The following is a 20021-nucleotide window of genomic DNA, read 5'->3' on the forward strand; positions in this document are numbered from 1 at the left end:
CAAGGCGCTCTGGTGGGGATCAGGCCGACCGCGACAGTCCGCAACAGGATTGCGCGTGATTCGGCTGACTACAGGCCGTACTCGATGGCGAAGAGATCCGCGTCCGCTTGCGCGGGTTGCACGTGCGGTCGCATAGTGAGGATGCGTCGCGCCTCAGCTCTGCGAGCGATCGTCTCGCTGGGATCGTTGACGATGGTCTGGAGCCGCGCGCGGATCCCGCGCCACTCCTCAGCGGTATGCCTGATGATCACTATGACCCCTTTACAGCGGTGCGGACGGGTTCCGGATACGCGTCCCGGGGTCTCGGGGGCCAAGCGTCGTGATGCTATTGTCCTCCGACCTCGTCCTGTCCGCCAGCCGTAATGCGGATAACTGCCACCGAACGATCTCGAAGCCGTCCGGACACGCGGCCAAGCCGCTTCTTTCGGTCGATAGATGGCCTTCGGTGAACCCGCCCAGGCTGTGTCGCCGCCGGTCAGTGGGTTGCGGCCGTCTGTGGCGCCGCTGGCTGCTGCTTCTGTGAACACGTGATTACGCGCCCTCGTCGACATCTCCCCATGCGGCGATGTCCACACCGTGGTTCTCCGGCGACGCAAACGTCCACCACTGTGGTGCGTGGGAGTCATCCGCGAGCCGTCCTCCCGCCCGGACGACTGCGGCAACGCGCTCGTCCGCACGGTTACTCGGTACGGCCACGTCGATATGGGTGCGACCCCGCCCCGGCATCGAGATCTCGTCGAACCACATCCGCGGTCCGCGGCGTAGCGGGTCTACGACGAATCCGCCGAGCGACTCATACCCCAGCGCCGCGATCCAAAAGTCGCGGGTGCTCGCGCCCTCCGCTTCGGCGATGGCGATCTGAATCGTGTGCAGCTGAGACGGGTCGGGTGCGAGGCCGAGATCAGCGGCGATGGCCGAGACGCGCCGCACAAGTTCCACATCGACGGTGTCAAGTCGCCCGCCCGGCGTGGATGCAGTACGGACGACCACGGCCTCAGGTCGGAGGTCGATGTCGGGCTCGCGACCCACCGACGCCGCCGCCAGTGCGATGCGTCGGACGAACTCAACTCCCGTCGCGAACGAGCCAGTCGGGAAGACCGTCTGCGCACCCCCGTACAGGACGTGCCAGCCGGCTGTTCCGTTCTCGTCATGGAACTGCTTGGCGCTGATCGATTCAGCCATGAGCCCTCCCGCCACATCCTGCGAAACGTGACGCCACAGTAGTCGACGAGTCCGACATCCGACCCTGACCCGCCTGTGCCACGCGTACTTCTCACGAAGGAGGGAAGATGGGCGCGAAAACGGCGGCGCACCGAAGGGCTACGAGATGCTCAAAGAGAAGCAGGACGGCTGCGTCAGAGCCGTTTTCGCGCCCTGAGCGAGTCGCGCCAGTCAGCATGATGCGACTCGCGTCTGTGGGCTCACCATCAGGTCCGGTTCATCTGAGCCGCCTACGATCCGTCAGGACCGACAACGACAGAGACGGGCCGTCATGAACGCTGCCACTGCCATTGCCATTGATCACGGATTCACGGGCCTGACCGGATTCGCCGCTGACGTCCTCACCGCACTGGGTGATTTCGGCGTCGGCGTCCTGGTCTTCATCGAAGTTCTGATCCCTCCCATTCCGAGCGAAGTGATTCTGCCCTTCGCGGGCTACCTCAGCCAGACCGGAAACCTCACCCTGGGGTGGCTGATCTTCTGGAGCACCCTGGCGTCCTGGATCGGCGCGCTGCTTCTCTACTGGCTGGGCGCCACGATCGGGATGGAACGGGCCGTGACATGGCTGGCCGCGACAAGACTGGTCAGCAGATCCGACTTGGACCGAGGAGCACACTGGTTCCTACGCAGCGGCGGCTGGACCGTCCTGGTGGGAAGGCTCGTCCCCGGCGTGAGAAGCCTCATCTCCCTGCCCGCGGGCGCGTCCCGAATGAACCTGGCCCGTTTCAGCCTGTACACGGTCATCGGCAGCGGCACCTGGAACGCGCTCCTCATCGGCGTCGGTGCCGCGCTCGGTACACAGCACGAACGGCTGGAGCACTACCTCTCCTACCTTGATTACGTCGTCTACGCCGCCCTCGGCCTCGCGGTGGTCGTCCTCATCCTGCGCCGCATTCGCGAAGCGACCACTCCACGCAGCAGGCGGGCGCGAGCCGACACCGCAGCGATCGACGATATGACGAGCTAGGGGCTGCCGGCCGACCCGTGAATCACCGCGCCAACGCACGTCTTGACGCAACGGGCGTTCCCACAATTCACGCCGAACGCTATCGTCCGCACAAAAGCCAGTGAGAAGTTCTGCGAGCCCCAGCTCGGTCGCGGCGGCACCAGTCGAGCTGATACGACCGTCAAGGACCAACCCGTCATCGGCGTGCTGGTGCTCATGCTGCATATAGAATGTGGCCACCGGGCACTCATGGAGAGCCACCGTCCCCTCGATCGGAAGCTCTCATGATGAAACGCTCGGCACTGCTCGTGATGCTGCTCGCCTTGGTTGTTCCGTTGGCGGCATGTACCGATGCGGATGAACGGGGCCTGAGCGAGCGCCCAGCGGAGGCGGAGGCGGAGGCGGCTTCACTGAGCACCCTGCCCAGCAATGACAGTCTCCTTTTCGCCCTGCAGGCCGATTCCGGCGAACTCGAAGCCATCGAGGGCTCGACCGATTCCGCGTTCACCCTGACTCTGGATCACACCGCGCGGCAGACAACCTGGTTCTCGGACCGCCCCGCCCGAGACGGGGGCACCATCTCGACGGACGCTCTGGTCTCAGGCTGGGCCGACCTGGGCTTCGAGGACGTTCCTCCGAACGCGGTGCTGACCGTCGCAGGCGGAAAGTTCGAAGCCCCTCTCATCGTCGAGCTGGGCGTGCCCACGTATGACCGCGACAGTCGGACGATGCGGATCGCGGTACAGCTGATCGGTCGAACGGATGACGACGGTATCGCGGGTTCTTTCGGGGCTGCGTCACTGTTCATCGACAACGCGACGATGAACACCGGCTGCGGCTACACCGGCGAGATCGACCACTTCCCGGCATCCCTCACACCCGAGGGGTACGTTCCCGCAGACGGCAGCTCCGTTCGGACCGCGAACTACCCGGAACTGTATGCGGTTCTCGGAGACCGGTTCGGCGCAGACGCCACCACCTTCCAGATGCCGACGGTTGCCGGTATCGGTCCGGACCTGCACGCGCTGGTCTGCGCCACCGGCGGCATCGACCCGGCCGAGACCGACCCTGACGAGCAGAGTAAGAACAGTTGCATCGTCAGCCAGGTTCAACTCTTCGCCCAGGAAACCCCGGTCTACGGATTTGCCCTGGCGAACGGCCAGGAACTGCCGGTCAACCAGTACCCAGCGTTGTTCGGCTACAGCGGCACCCTGTTCGGCGGCGACGGCGTCACCACGTTCGGGACGCCCAACCTCCCTTCGCCCACCGGGACGAGTTACCAGGTCTGCACGTCAGATGCGAACGTCTGGAGCAACGACGGACCTGTCGGGGCGTGTTATCTATCGGAAACCGGGTACTGGGCGACATCTGGAACGCCCACCAATTGGTTCACCGCGTGGACTCCCGAGCAACGTTTGCCGGATCTCCTCCCGGTGAGCACGAACCAGGCCCTGTTCTCGTTGATCGGTTACACATATGGGGGAGACGGCGCCGACACATTCACCCCCGCAACGTTGGATGACCCGGGTCAGCCCCTGACAGGGGCGATGTGCACTGAGGGCCAATACCCCGTACTCGACTAGCGCCGAGGCGGGTGCTGCCCCGAGCGCCCTCCTTCGCGCCGGCGGCAGCTGACGGCGAAAGTCACCGACTCACTGAGGTGCCCGGTTCGGGCTCGCTCTCGGCGCCCTGATAGACATCCGGGACGCCGTCCCGATCTGCGTCGACGGCGTCCGCTGCCGCGATGCGCTTGTACTGGCGGTTGCGCGTGAGCAGGATGACAGAGGCGACCAGCGACGCGATCACGGAGGCGATCATGATCGCGATCTTTGCGTCGTCGTTGTGCAAGCTGTCGGGGCCGAAGCTGAGGTCGGCGATGAGCAGCGACACGGTGAAGCCGATTCCCGCGAGGATGCCGACGCCGATCAGGTCGATCCACCGCAGCGCGGGGTCCAGACGGGCGCGGGTGACGGCGGTGAGCAGACGGGTCGTCAAAACGATTCCCAGGGGCTTGCCGAGGACGAGTCCGGCGACGACACCCAGCGTCACCGGGTCCGTCGCGGCTCGTACGATGCCGTCGATTCCACCCAGTGCGACACCGGCGGCGAAGAAGGCGAACACTGGCACGGCGAATCCCGCCGACAACGGCCGGAAGCGGTGTTCGAACTCCTCGGCCAGCCCGCCGGACCGCGCCGAGAGCACGGGCCCCTTCGGCGGCCGCACGGGGATGGTGAACGCGAGCGCGACGCCCGCGATGGTGGCGTGCACCCCGGACGCGTGCATGAACGCCCATGCGGCGAATCCGATCGGGAGCAGGATCAGCCAGGCCGCGGCAGGCTTCAGATGGAACACCTTCTGATACCTCTGTGCGATGAAGCCGTAGCCAGCGATCATCACGACCGCGACGAAGAGGGCGCCCAGGTCGATCTCGCTCGTATAGAAGATCGCGATGATGAGGATCGCGATCAGGTCGTCCACCACCGCCAGCGTCAGCAGGAAGATCCGCAGCGGAGTCGGCAGATGCGAGCCGACTATCGCGAGGACGGCCACCGCGAAGGCGATGTCGGTTGCCGTGGGGATCGCCCACCCCACCGCGAGGTTGGGCTGCTGCGCGACAACAGCGCCGTAGATGGCCGCCGGGACGATGACCCCGCCGACGGCGGCGGCGACGGGAACGATTGCCGTGCGAAACTGTCGCAGATCGCCGACGACGACCTCGCGCTTGAGTTCCAGCCCCACCAGGAAGAAGAAGATCGCCAAGAGTCCGTCAGCGGCCCAGACCCCCAGTGACAACTCCAGATGCCACGGCTCGTAGCCGATGCGGAAGTCACGCAGGGCGAAGTACCCATCGGCGGCCGGGCTGTTCGCCCAGATCACCGCGATGAGCGCCGCCGCCACGAGAAGGGCTCCGCCGACGGCCTCCTTCCGCAGGATCTTGCCGATCCGACTGGCTTCGGCGAAAGTGCCGCGCTCAGGAAAGATGGAAGAGGAGGGGCGCGCATGCGATCGCGTCATCACTGGCCATTCGGGTCGGTCGACAAGGAAAATGTCGACCAGACTTCCCGACGCGCCGATCCCAGCATATCGAGCGTTCGCCGTTCGGCCGAGCCGAACGGCATCCGGACGCGTCAGCGCACCGCCCGAAGCACCGCCATCTCCTCGGACGGCGTGAGCCCGGCCCGACGCTCACGCGTCACACCCCGGGAGATTTCGTCCTCCAGCACCCGGGCGAGCGTCTCTTCGATGGCCGATAGCGTGCTGCCGCTGGCCACAAAAGCGGCTCCAGACCGCCGCGCGAATGCTGCGTCCACCTCAGGGAGCCAGAGCGTGAAACCGGTCGTGGCCGAGGGCGCTCATCAGCTGCGCCATGTCGCCGGCGACGGCGCGCTTCGAGGTCTGCAACGGTGAAGTTCTCGAACACGCACTCATCTTGCCCGCATCCGTCGGTCCCCGGTGATCCGGTGACCTCGGCCGACGGAGACGATGGAGAGAAGGCGCTAGGCGGACGATGCGTCCAGGAAGCCGTTGACGACGTCCCGAACGAGGTCCGTCCGCGCCAGTCCGAAGAAGTGCGTCGTCCCGGGGAAGACGGCGAGGTGGGATGCCGGAACGCCGACGAGGTCGCCGTTGACGTCACCGCCGCGAAGGCGCAGGAACTCGACGCCGTGCTCGAGCGAGACCATGTCGGCATCCCCCACGGTGATCAGCGTCGGCGCCTCGATCGCGCGGATCTCCGCTTCGGTGCGATCAGGAAAGCCGTGTTCGTAGGTCGCACCGAGCTTGTCCAGGAGCCTCTGGAGATGGTCGCGATCCGGATGCGGCGACTTGTCGAAGTAGGCGGCTTCCATCGGGGTGCCGGCGATCATGTCCACGGTCATCGCTGCCACCGCATCCGCGTTTTCGGAGCCGCGCGCACCTGAGGCGGCGAACGGTGTCGAGGAGACGATCAGCTTCCGAACCCGCGCTGGGTGGTTGATGGCCAGTTCCAGCGCGACGGCGCCGCCGACGCTGAACCCCCAGATGTCGGCATCCCGCACGCGCAGGTGATCCAGCACGCCCGACACGTCACCGGCGAATGCCGCCGCGGAGAACGGCCGGTCGATGTCGTTCGTGCGCCCGTGTCCCTGGAAGTCCACCGCGATCACCCGCCTCCGTGCGGCGAGGTCGGGAATGAGCGCGCCGAACTGCTGATCGATGTCGAACAATCCGCCGTGCAAGAGCACCAGCGGCGCACTGTCACCGCGATCGCCGTGGACTTCGTAGTACATGCGAAGTTCGTCCAGTTGCACGTAGCCGGTCTCGGCGGCCGAAGCGGGGCGAGTCTGATCCGTCATTCGTCCACGGTCGCAGACACTCGTCCGCCCCTCAACCCCTCGCGTTGCTGCCCGTCGCCGGGTGGTCCTTACTCGTAGGTGTCGGTCCAGGACGCGATGTCAACGCCGTGATTGTCCGGCGACGCGAGCGACCACCACGCTGGCGCGTTGGATTCGTCAGCGAGCCTGCCCCCGGCGGCGAGCGCCGCCTCGACTCGCGCCCGCGCCTGGTCAGCCGGCACGAAGACATCCAGATGTGTGCGGCCTCTGGCCGCCACGTCGCCGGTGATCGGGTTGAACGCCAACTGCGGGCCGCACCGGAGGGGGTCGACAGCGTCCGTCTCGCCCAGTTGCTCGTAGCCCAGCGCCGCCATGAAGAACGGCCGTACGTCGGCGCCGGAATGCTGGGCGACGTAGATGCCGATCGACTGGGCCATCGAAGGGTCGGCGGGCAGCCCCAATTCGTCGGCAGCCCGGGAGACGGCCGCCGCGAACTCCGTGGCAGCGGCGGGGATGCCGTCCGCGCCGCGGTATGGGATGCGCACGACGACCCCCTCGGGACGCACGTCCACGTCGGGCAGCACGCCGAATCGCTCCGCGGCGGCGACGACAGGGCCCATCAGGCTGGCGGAGTGGGAGAGGGAGGTCGCAGTGAACACGGCCTGCGGGCCGGTGCTCGTGACACGCCAGTGCCGAACAGTCCCCGCCCGATGGAACTCTGCCGCGGAGATCCAGCCTGGACGGCGCGCGGATTCGGTCATTGGCGACTCCTTTGCAGGCTGCAGGCGCCTCCCGCTGACGAGCGAGGACCTGCGTGCACTCCACGGTACTGGAAGGTCACCGCGAGCGGTCAGGGTGATCTGCTGCCGCCCGCATCCGTCCGACCTACCTCAGTGCTCGCTCGGCGTGCCGGTGAGCCCCGTTCGGACTGCACCGGTGGGCGAGCGGAGCGCCGTCGTATGCTCGAGCCATGGTTTCCCGATCCATACCGCGCAGCCGCGGTGTCCGCCGCCGTGGGGCTGTGGTGATCGCTGCGGTGGCGGTGGTGGTGACGCTCGCAGGATGCGCGTCCGCCGTGCCGCGCGCGGACGCCGCGCTCCCCCCGCCTGCCCACGGTGACGCGGTCGATCTCGTCGGGCTGTGGCGGGTGTCGGGCGCCGAAGCCGAGAGTCCCGACACCTGGCTCCGGCTCGACGCCGGTGAGCTGCATCTGTGGCGCGAGTGCGGACCGCTCCTCGGGTCCTGGCAGGCAGGCGGCGGCATCATCACCGCGTCGACATGGGGCGCTGCCGGCGAGTGCGCCACGGACGGAGTGCCGCCCGATGTGGCGTGGCTTGCCGCAGCGACGACGTACCAGCGGACAGATGAGGGCTGGGAGTTCCGAGACCGGGACGGCGTGCCCGTTGCGAGCCTGCGTGAGGATGGTGCTCCCGGTACCCTTCCGACGATCGCGGAGCAGTACGCCCGCGCGCCGGTGGTGACGGAGCGGACGCGGGCGTATTTCACCGAACCTCCCGCTCTGCCTGACCCGCTGATCGCGGCGGACACGTCGAGCCTGGTCGGCGGATGGGTGCCGGCATCCGGAACGGCCAGTGATGCGCACGCCCAGTTCGCGCCGGACGGGTCCTGGGCCGGTTCGGACGGATGCAACGGCGGCACCGGGCGCTGGGTGCTCGGGGTGGACGGCGCTTTCCTCGCCACCGCAGGCGTCAGCACCCTCATCGGCTGCGACGGCGTCCCCGTGCCGGCCTGGGTCGCATCCGCGCGGCTGGCAGGATTCGATGGGCACACCCTCGTTCTGCTGGATTCGACCGGCTCGGAGCTGGGACGCCTCGAACCAGGCGCCGCGCGCTGAACGTGACCTCCAGCGTCATCACCGGAGAAGGCGAGTGCCGCAGATGGGGTTCTCGCCGCTGGGCCTGATCGTCGCACTCGCCGTCCTGGCGCCCAATGCGCTCCTGCTGTGGCTGCCGCCACGCGGAGGTTTCCCGCCGGTGCGGTTGCCGGGGATCCTCAGCTGGCTGGAACGCGCCGGGCAGGCGCTCTGTCTGGTCATCCCGGTGATCACCGAACCGGGACCGCAGCGGTGGCCGTGGGCGGCGGTCGTGGTGGGGATCGGCCTCGTCGGGTATTACGCCCTCTGGGCGCGATATCTCGCAGCCGGGCGTACCAGCGCACTCCCGTACGCAGCAGCGTGGAAAGTGCCGGTCCCCATGGCGATACTGCCGGTGGTGATCTTCGCCGCCACCGGGGCGTGGCTCGGGAACTTGTGGGTGATCGGGTCAGCACTCGTCCTCGCGGCCGGTCACATCCCGGCCTCACTTCTGATCGCCCGCGCCGCCGCACCAAGCTGAGGATCGACGGCACGGCCCGACCGCCGCCGAAGCCGGCCGCTGGCCGAGTCGAAAGCGCAACCACCGCGACCTAAACTGTCGGGCGGACGGCCCACGAGCGCATGCTCGGCCGTTGCGGAGAACCGAACACAAGGAGCGACACATGCAGCAGCGCACGCTGGCGGGCCGGCAGGTATCCGCGATCGGGCTGGGCGCCATGCCCCTGTCGATGAACAACGACAATCAGATCCCCTCGCACGAGGATGCCGTCGCGACTGTGCACGCTGCCCTCGACGCCGGCGTGACCCTCATCGACACCGCGGACTGCTACGCGCCGTCCTGGGACCAGATGGGCCACAACGAGCGCATCGTCGCCGAGGCGGTGCGCAGCTGGAGCGGCGACAGCTCGGGCATACTCGTCGCAACCAAGGGCGGCATCACCCGCAACGCGGGCGAGGTGTGGGGGCGTGACGGTTCCGCCGAGTATCTGCGTCGAGCCGTCGAGACGTCGCTCGAGAACCTCGGCGTCGACGTGATCGACCTCTACCAGTACCACCGGCCCGACCGCACGCTGGTCTACGGCGACGTGATGAGCACGCTGGCCGGCCTGCAACAGGAGGGGCTCATCCGCGCCGTCGGCATCTCCAATGCGAGCATCGAAGAGATCGAGATCGCGCAACAGGTGCTCGGCGAGGGCAATCTCGCAAGCGTGCAGAACGAGTTCTCTCCCCGGCATCCCGGGAGCATCGACGAGTTGCACTACTGCGGGCGACACGGCATCGCCTTCCTTCCCTGGAGTCCGCTCGGCGGCACCGGTGGCGGAGCTCGAGGCGTCGGAGACCGGTTCACCCTCTTCCGTCAGATCGGCCAGGAACACGGGGTCAGCCCGCAGCAGGTCGTCCTCGCCTGGGAGTTGGCGCTGGATCCGCACGTCATTCCCATCCCCGGTGCCCGCCGCCCTGCATCGATCGTGGATTCAACGGCTGCCGCGCACCTGGAGCTGAGCGCCGACGAGATCGCCGCGCTGTCCCGCGCGGTGGGAATCGACTGAAGACGGTGGTCACCGCGGACGTTCCGGCCACGGCGGCGAGGCGATGCTGATCGTCGGGTCCGTCGTCATCCGGGTGGACGACCTTGCCGAGCAGATCCGCTTCTGGTCGGCCGCGCTGAACTACTCGGTGCGCGAGCCGATCGACGAGGACTTCGCTCTGCTCGAGCCGACCGACGGGAGCGGACCGAACGTGTCGCTGGACGCGCACCCGTCAGAGCGGATTCTGCCGCCGCGCATCCACTTGGATCTGTACGCGCAGGACCAGGCCGCCGAAGTCGGTCGACTGCTCGGCCTGGGAGCGACACCGGTCCCGTGGGACAAGCGGCCGCCGGACGCGGACTACGTGATCATGCAGGACCCGGAGGGCAACCGGTTCTGCGTGATCGACGCGACCGGCTGGCCAGGCTGGCGGCAGCGGAGGCGTCCGTCGGCCGAGGGCACCAGTTCGTAGTCCGCTCCTGTCGCCGGCCTCGGCCGGTGCCGGGGAGGACCTCGCGCAGCGCGAACGCGATCGGAGTCGTCTCGAAGACGACGGCGTGGGGGGACCCGCCGGCAAGAGGATGATGGGTCCATGCCTGCTGCCCATCGGCCCGGACTTCGGATCGGCTCCGGATTGACGATCCCGGAGTCCGAGCTGTCCTGGCGATTCTCCCGCTCGTCGGGACCGGGCGGGCAGGGCGTGAACACGGCCGACTCCCGTGCGGAGCTGGTATGGGATGCGGCGTCCTCGGCAGCGCTCTCGCCGGTCCAACGACAGCGGCTCCTCGAGAACCTGAGCGGCCGTCTGGTCAACGGCGTGCTGACGATCACAGCATCCGAGCATCGCGCGCAACTGCGCAACCGGGATGCCGCGCGCGCTCGCCTGACCGAGGTCGTGTCCGACGCCCTCCGACCGCCCGCGCCGGCACGACGACCGACGAGACCCAGCCGGGGTGCGAAGGAGCGGCGCCTGTCCGCGAAGAAGCGGCGCACCGACCTCAAGCGGCTGCGCCGTCCGCCGCCCGAGTGATCTCACTGCCGCGGGCCGCGAACACCTCGCGCTCAGGGGCGAACGCGGGCGCGGCGCCGTTTAGCGCGGCATTCGACTGCCGGCGACGCGCTGACCGCGGCACGCGACTGTCGGTGACCGGTGCCACCATCGGTGGCATGAACATCTCGCTGACCAGCCGCTGGGGCTCGTGGCCAGCCCTGCGTTCCGTCATGCGGCCGTCGTCCCGCCCGGCGCCACGACGATCTACGTGGGCGGCCAGTACGGCATCGACGAGACCGGAGCGGTCGTCTCATCCGGTGTCGCCGAGCAGTCCGTGCGGGCCGTGGGCAACACCGATCTGGTACGCAGGCAGACCCTGACGGGTAGGGGCGGATCCGTCGCGAGCGAACGGCGCGCCATCGCGCGATAGCCTCGCATCGTGACCACTGAACAGCGCCTCGCGGATGCCGCGGTAACCCAGTTCGCCGTCCTCGACGCATTGCTGGCGGGTGCATACGACTCCGGCATCCCGGTCGGAGAGGTGCGAGCACTCGGCGACTTCGGCATCGGCTGTTGTGAGAGCCTCGGCGGCGAGGTCATCATCCTGGATGGCGACGTGTTCGAGTGCACCATCGACGAGCGGCCGGATCGCATGACCGATGAGCAGATCCTCCCGTTCGTGGATGTCTGCCGGTTCCACACCGTCTCGGCGCAGCCCATCACGGGCGCGGACCTTTCTGCATTCACGGCCCAGGTCGAGGACCGGCTCGTCAGCAGAAACCTCTTCCACGCGGTCCGCGTCGACGGTGTCTTCACCGCCGTCCGGGTTCGGGTCACGCAGCGTCAGGAGCACCCCTTCCGCCCCCTCGCCGAGGTCACGAAGGGCCAGATCGAGACCGTCATCGCCGATGCGCGCGGCACGCTGGTGGGCTTCTGGGCTCCGGCCATCTACCAGGGCGTCACCGTCGCGGGCCTGCACGTCCACTTCATCGCCGACGATCGCAGCATCGGCGGTCACGTCCTGGATGTGATCATCGGCGCTGCGGAGCTCAAGCTCGCGGCATACTCGCGCTTCGACCTGCGCCTGCCAACCGACGAGCACTTCCTCCGCACCGAGCTGACCCACGACGAGGACCATCGCATCGTTGCGGTCGAGGGCGGCGCCGTCTCCCCCGCCCGCTAGGACGATACGACGTCGGGTGGCACGTGGGGTTTGGGCAGCAGCGGCTCAGCGGATCGAGCGCAGGACCAGGTCCCGGATCCGCTGCTCGACCGCGGGAGTCAGCTTCGTGACCGCGAACGCCGTGGCCCACATCTCACCGTCGTCCAGGTTCGCGTCCTCGTTGAATCCGAGCGTGGCATAGCGGGTGCCGAACTTGGCTGCGCCCTGGAAGAACGCAATCACCTTTCCGTCCTTGTTCGCATATGCCGGCTGGCCGTACCACGTCTTGGGCATGAGCTCCGGCGCTGCGTCTGCGACGATCTCGTGCACGCGCCGGGCGATCTCGGCATCTCCGGCCGGCATCTCCTCGATGACGGCCTGAACGGCCTTCTCACCGGCGGCGCGGTTCTTGCCGGCCTTGGCCTGGTCGCGCAGTTCCTTCGCGCGATCCTTCACTGCCTCGCGCTCCGCCTTGCTCAGCCCTGCGGATGTCTCAGCCTCGGTCACGGGATGCTCCTTCGCCGGTGTCGTGCGGTGCCGTGTCACGGCACCCCTCTCTGCCAGATTAGGGACGGGCGCCGCCCCGCGCTTCTCCGATCGTGATCGATTCCGGGGGCGGCAGACTCAGCCCGCGACGGAAGCGACGCCGCCCCGCCGAGCCTCGGGCGCGTAACCGCTTTCCATCTCGATCACCGCGAGGGTACACCGAGAGATGCAGACGAGCTTGCCGTCCTCGTTCGTGATGCGCACCTCCCACACGTGCGAACGACGACCGATCGCGGCCGGAGTGACCTCGGCGAACACCCAGGCACCGGCGGCCACCGGACGGATGTGGTTGGCGTTGATCTCCTGCCCGACGACGTGGAACCGTGTCCGGTCTACGGCGAGATAGCCGGCCCAGGAAGCGAGCGTCTCGGCCAGCGCCACCGAGGCCCCGCCGTGCAGCACACCCGCCGGCTGCGTCGTGCGGGAGTCCACCGGCATCCGCGCTTTCAGGCTCGAGTCGGTCACCTCGGTGACCTCGATTCCGAGGGTGGCGATCAGCGACCCGCCCGCCATCGCATTGATCTCCTCAACCGTCGCCGCGAACGCCCAGATGCTCATTCCCGCGAGTATAGGCGGCCCGTTTTCCGCACGGGCGTTCAGCCATTGCCATTCCCCTTGCCGTTCCCGTTGTTCCCGTTGCCGTTCCCGGAGTTGCCGTTCCCGTTGTTCCCGTTGCCGTTCCCGTTGTTCCCGTTCCCGTTCCCGGTGTTCCCGTTGCCGTTCCCGGTGTTCCCGTTGCCGTTCCCGGTGTTCCCGTTGCCGTTGCCGTTGTCGCCGCTGTTGCCGCTGCCGGTGTCGCCCACCGGGCCGTTCTCGGTGCCGCCGGTGTCGATGGAGGGGGCAGGTTCCGGCTCGACGACCGGGTCCGGTTGCAGGTCGGCGCGCACCACGTCGATCCTGGTCTGAATCACCCTCGCCCGTGCCGCATCCACCGACCCGTCGGTCACTGCGCCGTCCAGCTGCTGCTGGAGCCGGTCGAGCTGCACGAGCGCGCCCGGTGCATCTCCGGCCGCGGCGGATTCTGCGATGGCCAGGACCGTGGTCTGCATCTCCGCAGCCGCGGCGGTGGAGATGTCCGAGTCCGCTGCCGCGCAGCCGGCGAGGACAGCCGTCCCCAGGACCGCTCCGACCGCGAACGAGACCAGGCGCCTCATCACTGCGACACCTCGTTCATCAGGTCCCGCAGATGGGTGCCGACGGGCTCTTCCAGCCGAGGCAGATCGGGAGCAGGCGCAGGCGCGTCAAGGACGCCGCTCCACAGGACGAGGGCCAGGACGACCGCGGCCACGAGGATCGTCGACACGCTGATGAGCAGCGGGAGACGACGGCGCACAGGCGAGGGCGCTCCGGACTGGTCGTCGGAGCCGATGCGTTCGCGCGCCGAGTGCGAGCTGGTGAGGGCCGTTGTCGGGGCGGTCTGACCCAGCGGCGGGGACGCCGACGGCTGCGGGACGAGCACGCGGGTGCGTGGCAGACCGACAGCGGCCGGCTCGGCCGGGGACGCTGCCACCAGAGCCGTGATGTCCGGTTCGCCGGTTCCGGCATCCAGCGCGATCATGTCCGGTTCGCCGGTTGCGGCATCCAGCGCGCGCCCGCGCGTGGCGACCTCGAGCGCGGTCGGCCGTGCCGTGGGGTCCAGCGCTGTCATCGCGGTCAGCAGTGCACGCCAGCCGTACCCCCAGTCACCGCGGATGGTCGGCTGCATCGTCAACCGGGCAGCGATGGCCTCGGCCGCATCGCGCTGCGGGAACGCCCGCTCACCGCTGAGCGCCTCGATCAGGACCAGACCGAGGCTGTACACGTCGGATGCCGGCGTCGGCGTCTGCCCGCGCACCTGCTCGGGCGAGATGTACGCGGCGGTGCCCAACGCGGTGCCCGGAGTGGTGATCCGCGCGGTGTCGATCAGGTATGCGATCCCGAAGTCGGCCAGCACGGCGCGGAAGCTGTGCTGCGGCGTGAGCGGTGGCCGCAGGAGCACGTTCGCCGGTTTCACGTCCCGGTGCACGATTCCCGCCTCGTGCACGACGTGCAGCGCTTCACCGAGGTCCGCCGCCAGCGCTGCCGCATCCCACGCGGACACCGGGCCGCGAGCGATGCGGTCGGCGAGGGTCCCGCCGTCGATGTACTCCATCACGAGGTAGGACCGACCGGACGGCGAAAGGCGGGCGTCGAAGAGGGTCACCAGCGAGGGGTGGTTGAACGATGCCAGCAGCCGTTTCTCCGACTCCCGCCGCACCGCCAGCGCTTCCTCGGTCGAGCCCATCGAGAAGATCTTCACCGCGACCGTGCGCTCCAGCGCCTCATCGACGGCGCGCCACACGGACCCCATGCCGCCCTCGCCGATGAGCTCCTTCAGGCGATAGCGGTCATCGAGCAGCGCGCCGGCAAGGGCCGGGCCGGGGGGTCGGAGATCGGTCATCGAGCCGATATTCCCATGGGTTCACCGACCGCTCGGGGCCGTTGACAGCGCACCGACTCCGTGCTGTCCCGGCGAGCCGGAGGAGCTCTCAGCCCACCTGGATCAGCGTCCGCTGCCAACCGCTGGAGCCGTCCGGGGCGATCGGCGCTCGCTGCTCGTTCTGCACCTCGCCGTGTCTGTTCACCGCGCGCACGGCGACGAAATGCGCGCCGGGCGTGGCGTCCCAGTCGAGGTACCACTGCACCCAGGTGTCATCGCTGATCGGCGCGGACACCGCCGCCGGCTGCCAGGTTCCATCGTCGATACTGACCTCGACGCGCTCGATGCCGACTGTCTGCGCCCACGCCACACCGGCGATCGCGGCGCGTCCCGCCGGAACGCGTGTCCCGCTGCGGGGCGTGTCGATGCGTGCGGAGAACTTGATGGGCGCTTGGGCGCTGTACCCGCGGGGGGTCCAGTACGCCTCGTCCGCGTCGAACCGGGTCACCGTCAGTGCGCTCAGCCATTTGGTCGCCGAGACATAGCCGTACAGACCGGGTACGACCATGCGCACGGGAAAGCCGTGTTCGAGCGGCAGCGGCTCGCCGTTCATTCCGACGGCCAGGATCGCGTCCAGCCCCTCATCCGTGAGCGATTCCAGCGGCGTGCTCGCGGTGAATCCGTCGATGCTGCGCGAGAGCACCATGTCCGCGCCGCTGCTCGGCCGCGCCATCCGGAGCACGTCCCGCACCGGCACACCGAGCCAGATCGCGTTGCCGACCAGGTCGCCGCCGACCTCGTTGGACACGCACGTCAACGTGATCGGGTACTCGTCCAGGCCCAGCTCGAGCAGGTCTGAAAAGGTCAGCTCGACCCGCTGCTGCACCATTCCGTCGATCACGAGCCGCCACTCGGCCGGATCCACCGACGGTACGGTCAGTGCCGTGTCGACGCGGTAGAAGTCCCGATTGGGCGTGAACAGAGGAGACAGCCCGGGGATGTCGAATTCGGCTCCGGCAGGCACGGTGACAGTGGTGCGCGGCGCGGGCAGCCGAAGCGCCGTGCGCACCGCCGCGATCGACGACGAGCCGGCGTTGATCAGGGCCCGAGCGCCGACGCCGACGAGGACGGCCGAGGATGCCACGACCGCGCTGACGCGGAAGAACATGCGCCGATCGACTCGCGCAGCGGCGCCCTTCTCGTGCACGGTGGGGTGCTCGGCAGGCACGGCCTGCACGCTGTCGCGGGCGTCTTCCCCTCGATCGGATGCCACGACCGCGGGAGTCGCCGGGCGCAGCAGCCGGATCAGCAGCCACAGGACCAGGCACCCCGCCACCGTTCCCGCGATCGGCGGCAGCGCTGCGAGCGCCGTCGCGCCGGCACGCGTGATGGTGGCCGCGACCGATAGACCGCCGGCGACCGCCAGCACCGCGACGCCCGCCGGCGGAACGGCGAACTGCAGCACCCCGGCGACCACCGACCCGACCAGCACGGCCAGTGCCAGCCCCACCAGCAGCGCGATCTTGTCGTGGGCGCCGAAGGTCGCGATGGCCAGTTCCTTCAGCGGCTGCGGCACGATGTCGATCACGAACGATCCGACGGCCAGAATCGGGCTGCTCTCGGGGGCTGCCAGGAGTGCGACCAGTTCGGCGGCGGCGAGGAACACGCCCGAACTGACCGCACCCGCCAGCGCCGCCCACGCGAACACGCCGACCCGTGTTCGAACACTGCTCTGCGCCATGGTGGGCCCCCTGTCCGCGGGATGCGTCCCACTCACCGGTTCTTCGGTGCGAGCGCGCTTTCAGATGGGTCAGAGCGTCCGAACCGGCCGCGCGCGTGCAGGTCGGTCGGAGTGCGAGCGCACGTCGGCGACCTCGGCAGCGGCGGTGATGCTGCGGGCCATGCCGGCGAAGATGAACCCGTGGAAGGGCAGCACGGCCAACCAGTACAGCCGTCCGGCGAGGCCGAGCGGGAAGAACACCGCGCGCTGGTCGTAGCGGGCACCGTCCGCATCCGGGCATGCGCGCAACTCGAGCCATGCCTTTCCCGGCACCAGCATTTCGGCGCGCAGCCGCAGCAGAGAGCCCGGCTCGATCGCCTCCACGCGCCAGAAGTCCACGGCATCCCCGACCAGAAGGCGGTCTCTGTGCCGGCGTCCCCGCCGCAGACCCACCCCGCCGACCAGCTTGTCCATCCAGCCGCGGATCGCCCACAGCACCGGGTTGGAGTACCACCCCCGCTCGCCGCCGATCCCCTGGATCACCCGCCACAACGACTCCTGCGACGCGCTGGTGCGCGCTGTTCGCACGTCGGTGAAGACCACCTGACCCGCCCACTCCGGGTCGTTCGGCAGCGGGTCGCTGGGAACGCCGAGGACATCGGCATCCTGCCAGCTCGTCTCGATCTCGTCGACCTCGACCCGGCGCAGCGCCAGGCGGACGGCCGTGCGATACGGCGTGCGACCGCCCTCCGGCGGCGGGATCAGGGCGTCGATCGCGGAGTCCTTCACGATGCATTCGTTCTGCAGCGACTCCACCAGCGGCATGGCCACGCGTCGCGGGATCGGGGTGACCAGGTTGACCCAGTGCGAGGCGAGTCGCGGCGTCAGCACGGGCAGGGCTGCGATCGCCCGCTGCCGCAGGCCGGCCTCGACCGCGTAGCCGTTCATCATCTGGCCGTAGCGCAGCACGTCGGGACCACCGATGTCGACCGCCTGATTGACCTCGGGATCGACCCGGGCCGCGCCGAGCAGGTAGTGCAGCACATCGCGCACCGCGATCGGCTGGATGCGGTTGCGCACCCACTTCGGCGCGGGCATGTACGGAAGCACCTCGGTCAGGTGGCGCACCATCTCGAAGGACGCGGACCCCGACCCGATGACGACACCGGCCTGCAGAACGAGCGTCGGCACGCCGCTGCCCAGAAGGATCCGCCCCACCTCCACACGCGATCGGAGATGGGGTGACAGCGCGTCATCGCCCGAGGATGCGGGCCGGCCACCGGGGTCGCTGACGGGCGCGCCCTCTGGGTGCAGACCGCCGAGGTAGACGATCCGTCGCACGGCTGCCGCGGTCGCCGCGGCGGCGACGGTGGTCGCCGCCGCCCGGTCGGCGCGCTCGAACCCCTTGCCCGCTCCCATCGAATGAACGAGGTAGTAGAGGATGTCCACGTCGCGGACCGCTGTGCCCACGGCTACGGCATCGGTGGCGTCGCCCTCGATGACCTCGACGCGGTTCCCCCAGTCGAACGCCGCCACGCGCTGCGCGTCGCGGGCGAGCACGCGGACCCGATAGCCGCCGTTGAGCAGCCGCGGTACGAGACGCCCGCCGAGATAGCCGGTCGCGCCCAGGACCACTGCGCGTGGCGGGGTCCCGTCGGGACGCGGCACCGCCCGCAGTGCTTCTTCACGACCGGTCGGCGCGGTCAGATCGTCCATGCTCCGAAGGCTACGCCCGGGGCCGCTGGCCGGGGCCGTCGGCGGAGAGTCGCATCCCGAAGGCCTGCACGCCGGGATGAGAAGGGATCGCGGTGAACCCCACGCGAGGGTAGAACGCGATCGCACCGGCGTTGTCCGTCGACGCGGCCAGATGCACACCGGTCACGCCCCGCTCGCGCAGCGCGGACGCGAACGTATCGATCAGCCGCCGCCCCCAGCCCTGTCCCTGCGCTTCCGGCAGCAGATCGATGTGCAGGTGGGCAGGGAACTCGTCGCCGTACGATTCCGCTCCCGGGCGACGCGAGTACGCGTAGATCAGCGTCCCGTCCTGTCGCGTTCGCTCCACCTCCGGCTTCGGCCACCGGGCCGCGCGCGCCGGCCACCACTCGTCGTGGAACCAGCCCTCGAACTCGTCGGAATCCGCAGCGCCGACGATGTACCCGACGACGCGTTCGTCCTCGGCCTCGACGACGAACGCCAATTCGGGATGCCGGTGCACATAGGGCAGCACGAAGATCTCAGCCCAGATCGAATCGTCCTGGAACAATCCCGTGGCATCGCCTCCGGCATCCGCGGTGCGCAGGCAGATGTCTGCGAGCGCGGGTTCATCACCGGAGCGGAACCGACGGATCTGCGGCATCGCGCCTAGGCCCGCACCGATTCGACCGCCGTCTGTGCCACACCGGCCGAGACCCCCTCGGGGCTGCCTTCGAGGATGCGATCGTCGCGGGTATAGATGTTCATCGACGGGCCGCGCAGGAACCCGATCAGGGTGAGACCGGCCGAGGCGGCCAGCTCCACGGCCAGCGACGACGGCGCCGAGACGGCCGCCAGAACGGGGATGCCGGCCATCACGGCCTTCTGGACGAGCTCGAAACTCGTCCGCCCGGAGACCTGGAGGACGACGCCGCGCAGCGGCAGACGGTCCTGCAGGACGGCCCACCCGATGACCTTGTCGACCGCGTTGTGCCGGCCGACGTCCTCGCGCAGCACCAGCAGCTCGCCCGTCACGGCATCGAACAGGGCCGCCGCGTGCAGACCGCCGGTCTTGTCGAAAACCGCCTGCCGAGCGCGCAGCGCATCGGGGAAGCCGGCCAGCACGGCCGCCTGCACGGTCACACCGTCGCCCGCGACGTCGTAGACGGACGTGGTCTCGACGGCGTCGATGGATGCTTTGCCGCACAGCCCGCAGGAGCTGGTCGTATAGAACGCCCGAGCCAGTTCGGGGTCCGGCGGCTTCACCCCAGGAGCGAGGGTCACATCCAGCACGTTGTAGGTGTTCCCGTCGGCGGGAGCGCCGATGGAGATGCCGGTGATCGGTCCTCCGGTGCCGGGACCGCCGCAGTGGATCGCGGAACGGAACTGGTCGCCGCGGGAGATGACCCCTTCGGAGACGAGGAACCCTGCGGCCAGTTCGACATCGTTCCCGGGTGTCCGCATCGTCACGGCCAGCGACATGCCCCCGACGCGGATCTCGAGCGGTTCCTCGACCGCGAGCGTGTCGGAACGACGGATGGCTTCGGCCCCCAGCGTGAGCTTGGTGACGGGGCGGCGCACGGTGATTCGACCCATGCCGCCAGCCTACGCGCGCACGTGCGGGCCGGGCCCGAATCGGAGGTGGGCGGGTTGGGGCGACCGGCGGATA

23 protein-coding genes and 1 pseudogene are annotated in these 20021 nt (G+C 68.9%); 9 read left to right on the plus strand and 15 right to left on the minus strand.

Annotated elements, in window-relative coordinates; translation table 11 throughout:
- Positions 1 to 68: 68 nt before the first annotated feature.
- Positions 69 to 251: a hypothetical protein gene (locus tag QNO12_RS12285; protein ID WP_257502988.1), complete on the minus strand. Its 183-nt coding sequence runs from the start codon at positions 249 to 251 to the stop codon at positions 69 to 71.
- Positions 252 to 531: 280 nt separating this feature from the next.
- On the minus strand, positions 532 to 1182 hold the full coding sequence (locus QNO12_RS12290; RefSeq protein WP_257502989.1) for a 4a-hydroxytetrahydrobiopterin dehydratase: 651 nt from the start codon (positions 1180 to 1182) through the stop codon (positions 532 to 534).
- A gap of 310 nt (positions 1183 to 1492) precedes the next feature.
- Between QNO12_RS12290 and QNO12_RS12295 the strand changes: the two genes are divergently transcribed.
- Together QNO12_RS12295 and QNO12_RS12300 are read left to right on the plus strand one after the other, a co-directional pair.
- Positions 1493 to 2188, plus strand: coding sequence for a DedA family protein (locus QNO12_RS12295; RefSeq protein WP_257502990.1), 696 nt, complete (start codon positions 1493 to 1495; stop codon positions 2186 to 2188).
- A 290-nt stretch (positions 2189 to 2478) separates the two neighbouring features.
- The gene (locus QNO12_RS12300; RefSeq protein ID WP_257503236.1) at positions 2479 to 3750 is read left to right on the plus strand and encodes a phage tail protein; all 1272 of its coding nucleotides are present in this window, start codon (positions 2479 to 2481) and stop codon (positions 3748 to 3750) included.
- A gap of 61 nt (positions 3751 to 3811) precedes the next feature.
- On the opposite strand, the gene nhaA is transcribed toward QNO12_RS12300, so the two are convergent.
- From nhaA to QNO12_RS12320, 4 genes are all read right to left on the minus strand, one after another.
- Complete coding sequence (gene nhaA / locus QNO12_RS12305) at positions 3812 to 5182, minus strand: Na+/H+ antiporter NhaA (RefSeq protein WP_257502991.1); 1371 nt, start codon at positions 5180 to 5182, stop codon at positions 3812 to 3814.
- Positions 5183 to 5295: 113 nt separating this feature from the next.
- Positions 5296 to 5439, minus strand: a complete 144-nt coding sequence (locus tag QNO12_RS12310) for a hypothetical protein (protein WP_257502992.1) — start codon at positions 5437 to 5439, stop codon at positions 5296 to 5298.
- Positions 5440 to 5664: 225 nt separating this feature from the next.
- Positions 5665 to 6501 (minus strand): alpha/beta fold hydrolase, encoded by an 837-nt coding sequence (locus tag QNO12_RS12315; protein WP_257502993.1) that lies wholly within the window; start codon positions 6499 to 6501, stop codon positions 5665 to 5667.
- A gap of 68 nt (positions 6502 to 6569) precedes the next feature.
- Positions 6570 to 7241 (minus strand): VOC family protein, encoded by a 672-nt coding sequence (locus QNO12_RS12320; RefSeq protein ID WP_257502994.1) that lies wholly within the window; start codon positions 7239 to 7241, stop codon positions 6570 to 6572.
- 209 nt (positions 7242 to 7450) lie between these two features.
- Here QNO12_RS12320 and QNO12_RS12325 point away from each other — a divergent pair, with 209 nt between their 5' ends.
- The 4 genes from QNO12_RS12325 to QNO12_RS12340 all read left to right on the plus strand — a co-directional run bounded on the left by QNO12_RS12325 (position 7451) and on the right by QNO12_RS12340 (position 10315).
- The gene (locus tag QNO12_RS12325; protein ID WP_257502995.1) at positions 7451 to 8335 is read left to right on the plus strand and encodes an META domain-containing protein; all 885 of its coding nucleotides are present in this window, start codon (positions 7451 to 7453) and stop codon (positions 8333 to 8335) included.
- 43 nt (positions 8336 to 8378) lie between these two features.
- The gene (locus tag QNO12_RS12330) at positions 8379 to 8834 is read left to right on the plus strand and encodes a hypothetical protein (protein WP_257503237.1); all 456 of its coding nucleotides are present in this window, start codon (positions 8379 to 8381) and stop codon (positions 8832 to 8834) included.
- Between the two features lie 142 nt (positions 8835 to 8976).
- On the plus strand, positions 8977 to 9864 hold the full coding sequence (locus QNO12_RS12335; protein ID WP_257502996.1) for an aldo/keto reductase: 888 nt from the start codon (positions 8977 to 8979) through the stop codon (positions 9862 to 9864).
- Between the two features lie 43 nt (positions 9865 to 9907).
- Positions 9908 to 10315, plus strand: a complete 408-nt coding sequence (locus QNO12_RS12340; protein ID WP_257502997.1) for a VOC family protein — start codon at positions 9908 to 9910, stop codon at positions 10313 to 10315.
- Positions 10316 to 10340: 25 nt separating this feature from the next.
- Here QNO12_RS12340 and QNO12_RS12345 read toward each other — a convergent pair.
- Positions 10341 to 10412, minus strand: a pseudogene (locus tag QNO12_RS12345) (VOC family protein); the annotation flags it as partial.
- Positions 10413 to 10435: 23 nt separating this feature from the next.
- Between QNO12_RS12345 and arfB the strand changes: the two are divergent.
- The 3 genes from arfB to budA all read left to right on the plus strand — a co-directional run bounded on the left by arfB (position 10436) and on the right by budA (position 12017).
- Complete coding sequence (gene arfB / locus QNO12_RS12350) at positions 10436 to 10873, plus strand: alternative ribosome rescue aminoacyl-tRNA hydrolase ArfB (RefSeq protein ID WP_257502998.1); 438 nt, start codon at positions 10436 to 10438, stop codon at positions 10871 to 10873.
- Between the two features lie 169 nt (positions 10874 to 11042).
- Positions 11043 to 11264, plus strand: a complete 222-nt coding sequence (locus tag QNO12_RS12355) for a hypothetical protein (RefSeq protein WP_257502999.1) — start codon at positions 11043 to 11045, stop codon at positions 11262 to 11264.
- A 9-nt stretch (positions 11265 to 11273) separates the two neighbouring features.
- Positions 11274 to 12017, plus strand: coding sequence for an acetolactate decarboxylase (budA, locus tag QNO12_RS12360; RefSeq protein ID WP_257503000.1), 744 nt, complete (start codon positions 11274 to 11276; stop codon positions 12015 to 12017).
- 45 nt (positions 12018 to 12062) lie between these two features.
- Here the strand turns inward: budA and QNO12_RS12365 are convergent, their stop codons facing one another.
- The 8 genes from QNO12_RS12365 to fdhD all read right to left on the minus strand — a co-directional run bounded on the left by QNO12_RS12365 (position 12063) and on the right by fdhD (position 19948).
- The gene (locus tag QNO12_RS12365; protein ID WP_257503001.1) at positions 12063 to 12503 is read right to left on the minus strand and encodes an iron chaperone; all 441 of its coding nucleotides are present in this window, start codon (positions 12501 to 12503) and stop codon (positions 12063 to 12065) included.
- A 117-nt stretch (positions 12504 to 12620) separates the two neighbouring features.
- The gene (locus QNO12_RS12370) at positions 12621 to 13100 is read right to left on the minus strand and encodes a hotdog fold thioesterase (protein ID WP_257503002.1); all 480 of its coding nucleotides are present in this window, start codon (positions 13098 to 13100) and stop codon (positions 12621 to 12623) included.
- A 38-nt stretch (positions 13101 to 13138) separates the two neighbouring features.
- The gene (locus tag QNO12_RS12375; RefSeq protein ID WP_257503003.1) at positions 13139 to 13696 is read right to left on the minus strand and encodes a hypothetical protein; all 558 of its coding nucleotides are present in this window, start codon (positions 13694 to 13696) and stop codon (positions 13139 to 13141) included.
- Positions 13696 to 14961: a serine/threonine-protein kinase gene (locus QNO12_RS12380; protein ID WP_257503004.1), complete on the minus strand. Its 1266-nt coding sequence runs from the start codon at positions 14959 to 14961 to the stop codon at positions 13696 to 13698. The genes QNO12_RS12375 and QNO12_RS12380 overlap by 1 nt, the downstream gene beginning before the upstream one ends.
- Before the next feature lie 88 nt (positions 14962 to 15049).
- Positions 15050 to 16681, minus strand: coding sequence for a molybdopterin-dependent oxidoreductase (locus tag QNO12_RS12385; protein WP_257503005.1), 1632 nt, complete (start codon positions 16679 to 16681; stop codon positions 15050 to 15052).
- A gap of 69 nt (positions 16682 to 16750) precedes the next feature.
- Positions 16751 to 18376, minus strand: a complete 1626-nt coding sequence (locus tag QNO12_RS12390; RefSeq protein WP_257503006.1) for an SDR family oxidoreductase — start codon at positions 18374 to 18376, stop codon at positions 16751 to 16753.
- Positions 18377 to 18386: 10 nt separating this feature from the next.
- Positions 18387 to 19016, minus strand: a complete 630-nt coding sequence (locus QNO12_RS12395; RefSeq protein WP_257503007.1) for a GNAT family N-acetyltransferase — start codon at positions 19014 to 19016, stop codon at positions 18387 to 18389.
- Between the two features lie 5 nt (positions 19017 to 19021).
- The gene (gene fdhD, locus QNO12_RS12400) at positions 19022 to 19948 is read right to left on the minus strand and encodes a formate dehydrogenase accessory sulfurtransferase FdhD (RefSeq protein WP_257503008.1); all 927 of its coding nucleotides are present in this window, start codon (positions 19946 to 19948) and stop codon (positions 19022 to 19024) included.
- Positions 19949 to 20021 lie beyond the last annotated feature (73 nt).

The organism is Microbacterium sp. zg-B185, assembly GCF_030246885.1.
GTDB lineage: Bacteria > Actinomycetota > Actinomycetes > Actinomycetales > Microbacteriaceae > Microbacterium.